An 11,939-nucleotide genomic window follows, 5' to 3' on the forward strand; every position below is an offset into this window, starting at 1 on the left:
ACGATCATGCGGTGGCCGTCCTCATTCCTGCGGGACCCGAGGTCACCTCACGAACGGCGGCTGCCGTACTAGGCGCCCGGGTCGACGACCGCGACAACGAGAACCGGGGCGGACGGTGTGTTCACCGCCCGCCCCGGACTCTCCCGACGTTCGCCGGCCCGGCCGCCGACCAGGCCGGGCACCGCTGCTCAGCCGGTGGTCAGGATGAACCTCTCCCAGGCGCCAACCGACGTACGGTTGGCGATCAGGGATCCGGCCCCGGCGTTCTCGGCGCACACGATCTGGTTGTTGACCGTGGCGCGCAGGCTCACCGTCCCATCCGTGTTGCTGATGAGCTGGAACGTCTCCCACGAACCGATCGACGCGGCGTTGGCGACCAACGGGTTGGCGCCTGCGTTCGCGGCCGAGACGTAGAGCCCGTTGGCGCGCGACCGCAGCGCGATGTTGCCGTTGCCGGCGTCCACCCGGTCGAACTGCTCGGTGCTGCTGACGCTGGCCTTGTTGGCGATCAGCGCGGTGGTGCCGACCGCCGACACGTACTGGCTGTTGACCTGCGCCCGGATAGTGCTCACCGGCGTGCTGCTACCGGTGCCGGTGGTGAAGGTGAACGCGTCGACATCGAACAGGTAGCCGGACCCGCCCTTGAACACCAGGTACAGCGTGGTCGACGCGCTCGGCGGGTTGCTGATCGTGGCGGACGAGTCGACGAAGGTCTCCCAGTTGCCGGTCACCGGCACCGTGACGGTGCCCAGCAGGGTGCCGGTGGCCGACCCGGCCCGGACCTCGATGGTGCCACCGGCGCCGGCCGACGACGCCCGCACGGTGATGCGGTTGGCGTTGGCCAGGTTGTACGGCTGGTAGGAGATCCAGTCGTTGTTCTCGATGAAGCCGGCCGTCCGGCCACCCTCGGCGTTCGTGTGGTCGGTCGCCTGCACACCGGAGGTGGCGCTGAAGTGCTCACCCTGCCGGTGCTTCGGCTGCAGGGTCTTGATGCTGTGCGTGGTGAGCCCACCGTTGTCGGTGTAGGCGGCGTCGAAGACTCCGTAGATGTTGGCCGCGGAGTCGTGCTCACCGTCCGTCGGGACGGTGATGGAGCCACTGCACCCGTTCTTCGAGGTGATCTGGTGGGCGTGGCTGTCGTGGCCCAGCGCGTAGGTCAGGCTCACCTTGGTGCAGTCGATCGTGCCGTCCTGCGGGTCGCTCACCGAGATCTGGTACGACACGGTGTCACCGAAGCTGAACAGCTGCCCGTCCGCGGGCGTGGTGAGCGTCACCGTCGGCGCGGTGTTCCCCACGGTGACGACCAGGCTCGCCGTGCCGGAAAGGCCGGTCGGGTCGGTGACCTTCAGGGTGGGGGCGAAGGTGCCGTTCGTGGTGTACGTCTTCGTGGGGTTGGCCGCCGTCGACGTGGTGCCGTCGCCGAACGTCCACAGGTAGCTCAGCGCCCCACCCTCCGGGTCGGAGCTGCCGGCCGACGAGAAGTTGACGGTCAGCGGGTTCGACCCCGAGGTCGGGTTGGCCGAGGCGACCGCGATCGGGTTGCGGTTGCCACTGCCGATGTACTCGATCCGGAAGAGCGCCTGGTTGTTGGAGCCGGTGCCGTAGTCCAGCACGTAGAGCGCGCCGTCCGGGCCGAAGGCCATGTCCATGACCTGCGTGCCGCTCCACGGGAAGCTGGAGATCTCCCCGCGGCTGCCATCAGAGTTGATCTTGATGGGCTTGATCCACCGGCGGCCGTACTCGCCGGCGAAGAACTGGCCGTCCAGCGACTGCGGGAACTTGATGCTGGAGTTGAGCGAGGCGTTGTACCGGTACACCGGCCCGCCCATCGGCGACTCCGAACCGCTGCCGAACTCCGAGGGCGACCCGGAGTCACCGGCGTACTTGATCCAGGCCGGCTTCGCCGCGGGCAGCGTGCCGAGGCCGGTGTTGCGGAACGAGTTGTTCGTCGGCCCGCCCGTGCAGTTGTACTTGGACTGCGACGGCCCGGACGGGAAGGTGTATTCGTTGTATGTTTCGGTGCTGCTGTTGCTGCCGGTGCAGTACGGCCAACCGAAGTTGCCCGGCGCCGCGATGCGGTTGAACTCGACCTGACCCGAGGGGCCACGGCTGGAGTTCGTGGACCCGGAGTCGGGGCCGTAGTCGCCGAGGTAGACCACGCCGGTCGCCTTGTCGACGCTCATCCGGAACGGGTTACGCAGACCCATCGCGTAGATCTCCGGACGGGTGTTTGCCGTGCCGGGGGCGAACAGGTTGCCCGACGGGATGGTGTACGTCCCGTCCGCCTGCGGCTTGATCCGCAGCACCTTGCCCCGCAGGTCGTTGGTGTTGCCCGCTGAGCGCTGCGCGTCGAACTGCGGGTTGCGGTTGGTCCGCTCGTCGAGCGGCGCGTAGCCGGACGACTCGAACGGGTTCGTGTCGTCGCCGGTGGTCAGGTACAGGTTGCCGGCGCCGTCGAAGTCCAGGTCACCGCCGACGTGGCAGCACTGCCCACGGTCGTTGGCGACCTGGAGCACGATCTTCTCGCTGCTCAGGTTGAGCGTGTCGTCGCTGTTGAGGGTGAACCGGGACAGCCGCAGGTGCCCCTTCCACCGGTCCCAGTCCGACTGCGAGCCCGTGGTGGGGGCGTCCCCGGACGGGGTGCTCAACGTCGGCGAGTAGTACAGGTAGATCCACCTGTTGGTGGCGAAGTTGGGGTCGACGGCGACGCCCTGCAACCCCTCCTCGTCGTGGGTGTAGACCGACAGGGTGCCGGAGGTCTTGGTGTTGCCGGCCACGTCGGTGACCCGCAGGACGCCGTTGCGGGCGGTGTGCAGCACCGAACGGTTGGGCAGGACCGCCAGGGACATGGCCTCACCCAGCTCGGCCGAGCCGGTGGCGAGCTTGACCTGCTGGTAATCGGAGGCGGGGATGACCGCCGCCTGCGCGGCGGAGGGTGCGGCCACGGCCAGGGACACACTCGCGACGGTGGTGACCGCCGCGATGAGTGCCCGGGACCAGCGCCGGGGGTTCGAAAGCATGATCGTCCTTTCTCGACGACCAGGGCCGGGCGTGCGGGGGCGCACCACGGCCAGGTGGGGGTGGTGAAGAGCGCGTCGAGACGCGGTCAGTTGCTGGTGGCGAGGTCGAACTTCTCCCACTGACCGATGGAGGTCCGGTTGGCGATCAGGGGGGAGGCACCACCGTTGTCAGCCGCGACGTAACGGTTGTTCACCGTGGCCCGCAGGCTCACCGTGCCGTCGGAGTTGCGGACGAGCTGGAACGTCTCCCAGGCGCCGGCGCTGGCCCGGTTGGCGATCAGCGGGGAGTTCCCGGAGTTCTCCGCCGCGACGAACTGCCCGTTGCTCTTGGCGCGCAGCGCGACGTTGCCGTTGGCGAGGCTGACCAGGTCGAACCGCTCGCTGGTGCCGGCGGAGGTCTTGTTGGCGATCAGCGCGGTGCTGGCGTTCGGCGCGCTCACGAACTGGTTGTTGGCGCGGGCCTTCAGGGTGGAACCGCTGGCGGTGGGCGGCGGAGTGGTCGGCGGGGCCGTCGTCGGCGGAGCGGTCGTCGGCGGAGCGGTCGTCGGCGGCGTCGTCGTCCGCGGCGAGCAGTCGGCGCTCACGGAACCCGCGGCGACCTGGAGGCCGCCGAGCAGCATCCGGGTGAAGTTCGGGTCGGTGTACGACGCCTCGGTGTGCCCGAGGCCGGTGTACCAGGCCCGACCGCCGCCGTACGCCTTGCACCAGGTGATCGGGTGGTCGCCGTTCATGTTGCCGCCGCTGTAGGACGACTCGTTGAGGCTGGCGAGAACCCGCGCGCTGGACCGGGGGTTGGTGCGGTAGTTGTACCACTCGTCGGAGCGGGTCCAGGTGGCCGGCAGGTGCGCCGTCGACGGGTTGCTCTGGTCCTCGATCTTCACCGTGGCGGTCTGGATCGCCGGGTGCGAGTCGAAGTACGCCCCGACCAACTGTCCGTACCACGGCCAGCTGTACTCGGTGTCGGCGGCGGCGTGCACGCCGACGTAGCCGCCGCCGGCGGCGATGTACGACTCGAAGGCCGTCTGCTGGCTGGCGTTGAGGACGTCGCCGGTCGTCGACATGAAGACCACCGCCTGGTACTGGGCCAGGTTGGAGGTGGTGAACTGGCCGCTGTCCTCGGTCGCCGTCACGGTGAAGCCGTTGGCCGAGCCGAGCTGCTGGATCGCGGCGATGCCGTTCGGGATGGCCGAGTGCCGGAAGCCGGCGGTCTTGCTGAACACCAGGACCTTCGTCAACGGTGCGGCCGAGGACGGTGTGGGCAGGACTAGCAGGCTGGCCATCAACACGGCCAAGCCGATGACGAAGGCCAACAAGCGGGGACGGGAACGCATGGTCTTGCTCCTCTGCTGAGCGTCGACCTCAGGCTGTGCACGGGGGCAGGCCGGGGCCGCAGTGGCGGTGGTGCGGAAGCCGGGCCGCCGATGCTCGGCTGAGGTGGTGCGGGGGGTGGTGGGGTGATGGGGGACGGGGCACCGCGCCAGGCGGATCAACCCGACCGGCACTGTGGACGGTCAGATTGTATCGACTGGCATCGCTGACGCAGTAAACCTCCGATGTCTGGCCCTCGTCAAGCCCAGTGCTCCCGCCCGGGCGTCCGGTGGCGCGGACGGCGCAGGCGGTGCGGCCCGACGCGTGGCCGGCGGCAGGTCCAGCCGCCAAGACAAGAACTTCGCGCCGGACAACCGCGCGGCGCTGCCGATTTACCCACCAACCCCGCTTCGCGCCGGGCGGCTAGCCTCGGCTGTCGGACGCGCTACCGCGGGTGCCCCGGGTCGCCATGAGGATGAGGTCGGCGATCGTCTCCGGGTGGGTGACCATGGCAAGGTGCGACGATTCGACCTCGATCGTCGTCGCGTCCATGCGGTCGGCCAGGAACCGTTCCAGCTCCGGCGCGGTCGTGCGGTCCTGCGTGGAGATCGAGTAGTAGCAGGGTCGGTCCCGCCAGGCGGCCGTCGTCGTGCGGCCCTGGAACAGGTCCCCGGCGATCGGCCCCTGCACCGCGTACAGGGCGCGGGCGCGGGCCTGGTCGACCCCACCGGCGAAGTCGGCCAGGAAAGCGCTCTCGCTGAGCTGTGCGTACCCGTCGTGGTGCACGAGACCGGCGTTCGCCGGCGGCGTGGGGTACGTCGCCGCGAGCGCGGTGAAGTCCTCGCCGGCGTCCGGCGCACGGGCCGCCACGTACACCAGGGCGGTGACCCGGGGATGGTTGCCGGCGTCGCTGATGACCGTGCCGGCCCAGGAGTGGCCCACCAGCACCGTCGGCCCGTCCTGGCGGTCGAGGGCACGGTTGGTGGCGGCGACGTCGTCGGCCAGGGAGGTCAGCGGATTCTGCACCGCGGTGACGGTCAGGCCGGCCCGCTGGAGCAGCGGGATGACGTCGGACCAGGAGGAGCCGTCGGCGTACGCGCCGTGGACCAGCACGACGTTGCGCGCCTGCGTGGCCGGGGACTTGTCGCTCATCTGAAACCTCCGCGGGCGGGGCGACGCCGTGCCACCGCTGGGTCGTCGACGACAGCTCTCGCCTGCCACTCTTCCCCAGACCGGTCCGGCCGGTGGGCGAAACGCCGACGCTCGCGGCCTCAGCGCACCGGGTCGGGTACGACCGCCCGCCAGTCCAGGCGCTCGCGGTAGTGGTGGCGGACGACAAGCCAGCCGACCGAGAACGGGATCGCCCCCATGGCCACGACTCCGAGGACGCCCGACCCGGTGACGTCGAAGACCGCTCCGACGTCACCGAACAGCTGGGCGACCGTCTGGAAGGCGACGTGGAAGCCGATGCTCGCCCAGATGTCGCCGGTGGCGGCACGGAAGGCGCCCAGCAGGAGGGCGAAGACGAAGAACAGCGCGAGCCGGTCGACGGACCGGGCGGCCCCGACGAGGAACCCGAACAGGGTGAACAACACCGCCTGCCCGATCACCGCCTGCCCGGCCGACAACCGGGTGGCGAGGTTGTGCTGCAGGTAGCCACGGAACACGAGTTCCTCCGGCAGCGCCTCCTTCAGCCCGACGAGCACGACCAGCAGCGCCGCCACCCGCAGGGCGTCCCCGACGGACGTCCGAACACTGATCTCGACCCAGTCCAGACCGAGACAGAGCGCGAACCCGACGGCGGCGGGCACCAGCCAGCAGGCCATCCCGAGCAGCAGGCGCCGCCAACCGACCCGCGGCGAGGGCAGGCCGAGACCGGCCCAGGGGCGTCGGTCGAGCCAGCGGCGGGCAACCACGACCAGGGGTACGACGAGCGCCGTCGTGAGGACCGCCCCGATGGCGTGGGTCGGGCGGTCGTAGTCGCGGTCGAGCAGCGCCCCGAGCGCCAACCACACGAGCACGGCGCCCGCGTAGACGACGAGGATCCGTCCGGGCAGGGCGACGCGTCGGCTGGCGTTCACCACCGGCAGCGTAGCCGGCGGCGGCAACCCGGGGCCGTCAGCGACCGAGGACCAGGTAGGCGAGACCGAGGGTGCCCCGGTAGCCGCCGACGTACTCGCGCAACCTGTCGTCGAGCTGTGTGCGGACGTCGGCCGCGCGGGGATCCTCCGGGTACGTCAGCAGCCACTCCTGGCGGCCCGCGAGCCAGGTGGACTCGAAGTCGTCCCACTCCCGTTGGTCGGCGGTGCTCAGGTGCAGCACCCGCCAGCCGCGTTCCCGGGCGGCCTCGACCAACCCCGGGAGGGTCACCACGTCCGGGCCGAAGATCTCCTCGACCTCGGGTGTCGGCGGGCGCTCCCAGTACGCGTCACCGAACAGGAGCCGGCCACCGGGTCGGACCACGGCGGCGAGCGCGTCGAGCGCGGGCCGGGTGCCGCCGAAGGCGTGCGCCGATCCGATGCAGAGGACGCGGTCGGCCGGCTCCTGCCAGGCCGCCGCCTCTCCCATCACGAATGTGACGTGTCGGTTCAGCGACCGATCGGCGGCCAGCCGCCGTCCCCGGTCCAGGACGTCGCCGTCGGTGTCGACGCCGACGCCCCGCGTCGCGACCGGGCCGGACACGCCCCCGGCCGCGACGGCCCGCAGCAACAGCTCACCCCAACCGCAGCCCAGATCGAGGACGCGCGCGCCGGGTCGGACGTCGAGTCGTTGCAGCAGCAACGCCGCGTGCTCCGGCGAGAGCGGAGTGTTCCAGCGCATCCGGGCGTGGCGGCTGACGGCGAGGTGGTCGATTGACTGCATCCGTTGAGGGTGCCACGTCGTGATCGGCGGCGTAGGCCGTGCCCGGGGCCCCCGCGTACGGCAGGATCGCAGGGGTGGACGCGCAGCGGCCGGAGCCGTTTCGGCGGCCGACCCCGCAGGAGGTGGCGGCGGCGGCCGGCCGGGGCCTGGCCGACGTGATCGGCCCCGGCCTGCGGGTGCTGTTCTGCGGCTTCAACCCGGGTCTCTACTCCGCCGCCGTGGGCCTGCCCTTCGCCCGCCGCGGCAGCCGGTTCTGGCCGGCCCTGCACGGTGGCGGTTTCACCGACCGGGAGCTGCGCCCGTGGGAATCTGACGAGCTGCTGCGCCAGGGGCTGGGCATCACCAGCCTGAGCAACCGGGCCACCGCGCGCGCCGACGAGCTGACCTCGACGGAGCTGGTGGCCGGGGTGACGGGGTTGGCGGTGAAGGCCGAGCGGTACCGGCCGCGGTGGGTGGCGATTCTCGGGGTGACCGCGTACCGGATCGCCTTCGTCCGGCCGAAGGCCGGGCTGGGTCCGCAGCCGGATCGGCTGGGCCCGGCCCGGGTGTGGGTGCTGCCCAACCCCAGCGGGCTGAACGCGCACTTCCCCCTGCCGGCGTTGACCGCCGAGTTCGCCAGGCTGCGGCGCGAGCTCGACCCCTAGGGCGTGTGTCAAAGTCCTCGGTCGAGCCGAGGCGGAGTCCAGGCGGCGGTCCGGCAAGGCGGAGATTGGTCCGGATACCGGTGTTGTATCCGGACCAATCTCCAACGCGGCCGGTCGTCGTCTGGGCCCGCCGCAGGCCGGCCAGGGGCTTTGACACACGCCCTAGGCGTGCGGCACGGGCTCGTCGGTCGCCAGCCCCTGGTAGTAGGGCTGCATGGCGGGGTGGTAGTCGTCGAACTCGGGCCGGGGTGAGCCGTCCCGGGAGGCGACGAGCATGTCCAGGTAGTACTCCCAGCCGGCGCCGACCTCGGCGATGCCGTCCACGCTCGTGAGGTGCTGGACGAACCGCAGCTCGGTGGTGCCGTCGGTTTCGGTGAGTGACAGTTCCAGCCGCCAGGTGCCGTAGCTGTCGATGAGCGACACGGCGAGGCGTCGCTGTGGCTCGCACGCGTCGATGTGGACCTCGGACCAGGGCTGCTCCTCCTCGAAGGCCATCTGGAGCCGGATGGTCCGTCCGGGCGCGGCGTCGTCCTCCCACGGGCCGTACCAGCGGGCCGTGCGTTCCGACTCGGTCAGGCTGGCCCAGACGTCCGCCGCCGGGGCGCGGAAGGTCCGGGTGAGGACGAGGTCGTGGCCGGTGGCGGTGCGAAACAGGCGTCCGGCGGGCGTACGGGTCATGCCGTGTGCTCCCTTCGATGCTCCGCCGGGCCGCTGCCGCGGCGCTCTCGGCGGGTGCGATAGATCTCGGTTTCCAGCGCGTCGAGGTGCCGCTCCCACCTGTCGGCGCGGGCGAGCCCGGCGAGCCAGTCGGTCAGCGGGGCGAGCGGGCCGGGGTCGAGGCGGTAGATCCTGCGTCGGCCGACCAGTTCGTCGCGGACCAGTCCACTCTCGCGCAGCACCCGCAGGTGGCGGCTGATCGCGGGCCGGCTGATCACGAACCGCTGGGCGATGTCGCCGGCGGAGAGGGGTTCGTCGCGCAGCATGGTCAGGATGTGCCGTCGCACCGGGTCCGCGATTGCGTCGACCACCTCGTCCACCCCGAAAGCGTAACCCATAGGTTACGGGTTTGGTGACCCGGCTGCGTCGATGGTGGGCACATGATCAGCTGGCCTGGCACTCTGTACGGCATGGCCACCCTGCTTCGCTCCCGGATGACCGACTGGACCGTCGCCGTACCCGTGCTCGCCGTGCTGGTGCTGCTCGTCACCTGGGGGCGGAGCCTGCCGGGGCCCATCATCGTGGTGGTCGCGGTGCTGCTCGGCGGTGCGGTGCTCGCGGCCGTGCACCACGCGGAGGTGGTCGCCCACCGGGTGGGGGAGCCGTACGGCTCACTGGTGCTCGCCGTCGCGGTCACCGTGATCGAGGTCGCCCTCATCGTCACGCTGATGATCAGCGGGCCGGAGAAGACCCAGTCGCTCGCCCGCGACACCGTCTTCGCCGCCGTCATGATCACCTGTAACGGCATCCTCGGCCTGTCCCTGCTGCTCGGGGCGCTGCGCCGGCGCGTCGCCGTGTTCAACCCGGAGGGCACCGGCGGCGCGTTGGCCACCGTGATCACCCTGGCCACGCTGAGTCTGGTCATCCCAACCTTCACCACGGCCCGGCCCGGCCCGGAGTTCAGCCCGGCCCAACTCACCTTCGCCGCCGTCGCGTCGCTGGCCCTGTACGGGCTGTTCGTGCTCGTGCAGACCGGCCGGCACCGCGACTACTTCCTGCCGGTCGACAGCCAGGGCCGGGTGATCGACGCCGAGGAACACGCCAAACCGCCGACGACCCGTGCGGCGCTGATCAGCCTGGGGCTGCTGCTGGTGGCGTTGATCGCGGTGGTGGGCGACGCGAAGACCGTCTCGCCGACCATCGAGGCGGGTGTCGCGGCCGCGAACCTGCCGCACGCGTTCGTCGGTGTGATCATCGCCCTGCTGGTGCTGCTGCCGGAGACCCTCGCCGCCGCCCGCGCCGCGCGCCGCGACCGCGTCCAGATCAGCCTGAACCTCGCCCTCGGCTCCGCGATGGCCAGCATCGGCCTGACCATCCCGGCCATCGCCATCGCCTCGATCTGGCTGGACGGCCCCCTCCTGCTCGGCCTCGGCGGCACCCAACTCGCCCTGCTCGCGCTGACCGCGGTCACCGCGGTCCTCACCGTCGTGCCGGGCCGGGCCAACGTGCTGCAGGGCGGCGTACACCTGGTGCTGCTGGCCGCGTTCGTCTTCCTCGCCGCGAGCCCCTGACCGTCCGCCCGCCGGCTCAACCGGCGGGCGGCGGGTCGCCCGCGAGGCGGTCCGCGCGGGCGTTCAGGTAGCGCTGCTGCGCCAGGTTCGTCGAGCGCGCCGCCGCCATCCGGTACGCCTCCCGCGCCGCGACCCGCTCACCCACCCGCTCCCACAGGTGCGCGCGGGCGGCCGGCAGCCGGGGGTCGTCGGCCAGCCGCGCGTCGTCGGCCAGGTCGGCGAGCAGCGCCAACCCGGCCGACGTGCCCCGACTCATCGCCACCGCCACCGCGTGGTTGAGCGCCACCACCGGATTGTCGGAGATGCCCAGCAGCACCTCGTACAGGGCGGTGATCTGCGCCCAGTCGGTCTCCCGCGCGCTGGGTGCCTCGTCGTGCACGGCCGCGATGGCCGCCTGCACCTGGTACGCCCCGACGGCCCCGCGCGGCAGCGCCCCGGTGATCAGCTCGACCCCCTCGGCGATCTGGTCGGCCCGCCACCGGCTCCGGTCCTGTTCGGCCATCGGCACCAACTCGCCGTGCGGGCCGAGCCGCGCCGGCGCCCGCGCATCGGTGAGCAGCATCAACGCGAGCAGCCCGGTGACCTCCGGATCCTCGGGGAGCAGCCGGTGCACCAGGCGGGTCAACCGGATCGCCTCCGTGGTCAGGTCGGCGCGCAGCAATCCAGGGCCGGCCGTGCGTGCGTACCCCTCGGTGAAGATCAGGTACAGCACGTGCAGCACGGCGGCGAGCCGGCCGGCGCGCTCCGGGCCGGTCGGCGGCGCGAACCGCAGCCCACTCTCGCGGATCCGTTGCTTGCCCCGGCTGATCCGCCGGGTCATCGTCGCCTCCGGCACCAGGAACGCCCGCGCCACCTCGGCGGTGCTCAGCCCGCCCACGGCGCGCAGCGTGAGCGCGATCTGCGACGCCGGCGACAGCGCCGGGTGGCAGCACAGGAAGAGCAGGATGAGCGTGTCGTCCGCGTCCGCCGGCTGCTGGTCAGCCGCCGGAGCGCGCCACTGCTCCGGCAGCACCCACCGCGCCACCGTGTCCTCCCGCCGCACCCGGGCCTGCTCGGAGCGCAGCAGGTCGGTCAGCCGGCGGGACGCGACGGTGATCAGCCAGCCGCGTGGGTTGTCCGGCACGCCGTCGCGCGGCCAACCGCCCGCCGCCGCGATCAGCGCCTCCTGCACCGCGTCCTCAGCGGTGTCGAAGTGCCCGTAGCGACGTACCAGCGCGCCGAGGACCTGCGGCGCCAGCTCGCGCAGCAGGTCCTCGACGGACTTCTCCGGCATCGGTCAGCCGGCCAGGTCCTCGATGCCCTCCAGCACCGGCCGCACGTCCACGTACCCGTCGGGTGCGTTGGGGTCGACAAGTCCGGCGGCGATCTCGGTGGCCCGGTCGAAGCTGGCGCACTCCACGATCGTGTAACCCGCCAGGACCTCCTGCGTCTCCGGGTACGGGCCGTCGGTGACCACGGGTGCGCCCTCGCGTACCTGCACCCGGCGCGCGTGCACGGGCTCGCTCAAGCCCTGGGCGTCCACCAACTCCCCGGACTCGGCCAGCGCCTGGTGAAAGGTCTCCATGTGCTTGTGCATCGCCGCGATCTGCTCGGCCGACATCGCGGGCCGGTCGGAAGCCCGCCCCGACAACACGTCGTAGTCCTGCTGGGAGCCGTACAGCAAAATCATGTACTTCACGGGTGTCTCCTCGTGTCGCTGGCACCGCCTCCGGCACCGCTCACCAGAAACGTCGAAGCCCAACCCCCAACCCAGACACCCCACCCCCACGATTCGATCCGTTGATCATGAGGTTATAGGTCCGACACGCCGGGTGGTTTCTAGGCTTCAGTGCAACTGATCTTGGTTGTGGTGGAGGTGCTGGTGGCGAGTCCAGGTG

General features: G+C 71.3%; 11 protein-coding genes. 2 read left to right on the forward strand and 9 right to left on the reverse strand.

Annotation, left to right across the window (positions count from 1 at the left end; translation table 11 throughout):
* Positions 1-188: 188 nt before the first annotated feature.
* The 5 genes from ACLQ29_RS35115 to ACLQ29_RS35135 all read right to left on the reverse strand — a co-directional run bounded on the left by ACLQ29_RS35115 (position 189) and on the right by ACLQ29_RS35135 (position 7,190).
* Positions 189-3,020, reverse strand: a complete 2,832-nt coding sequence (locus tag ACLQ29_RS35115) for a PQQ-dependent sugar dehydrogenase (protein ID WP_425775658.1) — start codon at positions 3,018-3,020, stop codon at positions 189-191.
* Between the two features lie 86 nt (positions 3,021-3,106).
* A complete protein-coding gene (locus tag ACLQ29_RS35120) occupies positions 3,107-4,351 on the reverse strand; it encodes a ThuA domain-containing protein (RefSeq protein WP_425775659.1) in 1,245 nt (414 codons plus the stop codon).
* Positions 4,352-4,751: 400 nt separating this feature from the next.
* Positions 4,752-5,480: an alpha/beta fold hydrolase gene (locus ACLQ29_RS35125; RefSeq protein ID WP_425775660.1), complete on the reverse strand. Its 729-nt coding sequence runs from the start codon at positions 5,478-5,480 to the stop codon at positions 4,752-4,754.
* A 119-nt stretch (positions 5,481-5,599) separates the two neighbouring features.
* Positions 5,600-6,409: a CPBP family intramembrane glutamic endopeptidase gene (locus ACLQ29_RS35130; protein ID WP_425775661.1), complete on the reverse strand. Its 810-nt coding sequence runs from the start codon at positions 6,407-6,409 to the stop codon at positions 5,600-5,602.
* A gap of 37 nt (positions 6,410-6,446) precedes the next feature.
* On the reverse strand, positions 6,447-7,190 hold the full coding sequence (locus tag ACLQ29_RS35135; protein WP_425775662.1) for an SAM-dependent methyltransferase: 744 nt from the start codon (positions 7,188-7,190) through the stop codon (positions 6,447-6,449).
* A 74-nt stretch (positions 7,191-7,264) separates the two neighbouring features.
* Between ACLQ29_RS35135 and mug the strand changes: the two genes are divergently transcribed.
* Positions 7,265-7,834: a G/U mismatch-specific DNA glycosylase gene (gene mug, locus ACLQ29_RS35140; RefSeq protein ID WP_425775663.1), complete on the forward strand. Its 570-nt coding sequence runs from the start codon at positions 7,265-7,267 to the stop codon at positions 7,832-7,834.
* A 162-nt stretch (positions 7,835-7,996) separates the two neighbouring features.
* Here the strand turns inward: mug and ACLQ29_RS35145 are convergent, their stop codons facing one another.
* Together ACLQ29_RS35145 and ACLQ29_RS35150 are read right to left on the reverse strand one after the other, a co-directional pair.
* Positions 7,997-8,512, reverse strand: coding sequence for an SRPBCC family protein (locus ACLQ29_RS35145; protein ID WP_425775664.1), 516 nt, complete (start codon positions 8,510-8,512; stop codon positions 7,997-7,999).
* Complete coding sequence (locus ACLQ29_RS35150) at positions 8,509-8,871, reverse strand: metalloregulator ArsR/SmtB family transcription factor (protein ID WP_425775665.1); 363 nt, start codon at positions 8,869-8,871, stop codon at positions 8,509-8,511. Before ACLQ29_RS35150 ends, ACLQ29_RS35145 begins: the two co-directional genes overlap by 4 nt.
* A gap of 90 nt (positions 8,872-8,961) precedes the next feature.
* Here ACLQ29_RS35150 and ACLQ29_RS35155 point away from each other — a divergent pair, with 90 nt between their 5' ends.
* The gene (locus ACLQ29_RS35155; RefSeq protein ID WP_425775667.1) at positions 8,962-10,062 is read left to right on the forward strand and encodes a calcium:proton antiporter; all 1,101 of its coding nucleotides are present in this window, start codon (positions 8,962-8,964) and stop codon (positions 10,060-10,062) included.
* A 16-nt stretch (positions 10,063-10,078) separates the two neighbouring features.
* On the opposite strand, the gene ACLQ29_RS35160 is transcribed toward ACLQ29_RS35155, so the two are convergent.
* Together ACLQ29_RS35160 and ACLQ29_RS35165 are read right to left on the reverse strand one after the other, a co-directional pair.
* Positions 10,079-11,335 (reverse strand): RNA polymerase sigma factor, encoded by a 1,257-nt coding sequence (locus ACLQ29_RS35160; protein WP_425775666.1) that lies wholly within the window; start codon positions 11,333-11,335, stop codon positions 10,079-10,081.
* Between the two features lie 3 nt (positions 11,336-11,338).
* Entirely contained in the window at positions 11,339-11,731 is a 393-nt protein-coding gene (locus tag ACLQ29_RS35165) for a YciI family protein (protein ID WP_425775668.1), read from the reverse strand.
* Positions 11,732-11,939 lie beyond the last annotated feature (208 nt).

The sequence above is a fragment of the Micromonospora sp. DT228 genome (assembly GCF_049841595.1).
In the GTDB taxonomy this organism is placed as follows: Bacteria; Actinomycetota; Actinomycetes; order Mycobacteriales; family Micromonosporaceae; genus Micromonospora.

Excerpts from the sequence above, each read along its gene's own strand:
- ACLQ29_RS35115 (WP_425775658.1), bottom strand. The coding sequence starts at position 3,020 with ATGCTTTCGAACCCCCGGCGCTGGTCCCGGGCACTCATCGCGGCGGTC.
- ACLQ29_RS35120 (WP_425775659.1), bottom strand. The coding sequence starts at position 4,351 with ATGCGTTCCCGTCCCCGCTTGTTGGCCTTCGTCATCGGCTTGGCCGTG.
- ACLQ29_RS35125 (WP_425775660.1), bottom strand. The coding sequence starts at position 5,480 with ATGAGCGACAAGTCCCCGGCCACGCAGGCGCGCAACGTCGTGCTGGTC.
- ACLQ29_RS35135 (WP_425775662.1), bottom strand. The coding sequence starts at position 7,190 with ATGCAGTCAATCGACCACCTCGCCGTCAGCCGCCACGCCCGGATGCGC.
- ACLQ29_RS35145 (WP_425775664.1), bottom strand. The coding sequence starts at position 8,512 with ATGACCCGTACGCCCGCCGGACGCCTGTTTCGCACCGCCACCGGCCAC.
- ACLQ29_RS35155 (WP_425775667.1), top strand. The coding sequence starts at position 8,962 with ATGGCCACCCTGCTTCGCTCCCGGATGACCGACTGGACCGTCGCCGTA.
- ACLQ29_RS35160 (WP_425775666.1), bottom strand. The coding sequence starts at position 11,335 with ATGCCGGAGAAGTCCGTCGAGGACCTGCTGCGCGAGCTGGCGCCGCAG.
- ACLQ29_RS35165 (WP_425775668.1), bottom strand. The coding sequence starts at position 11,731 with ATGATTTTGCTGTACGGCTCCCAGCAGGACTACGACGTGTTGTCGGGG.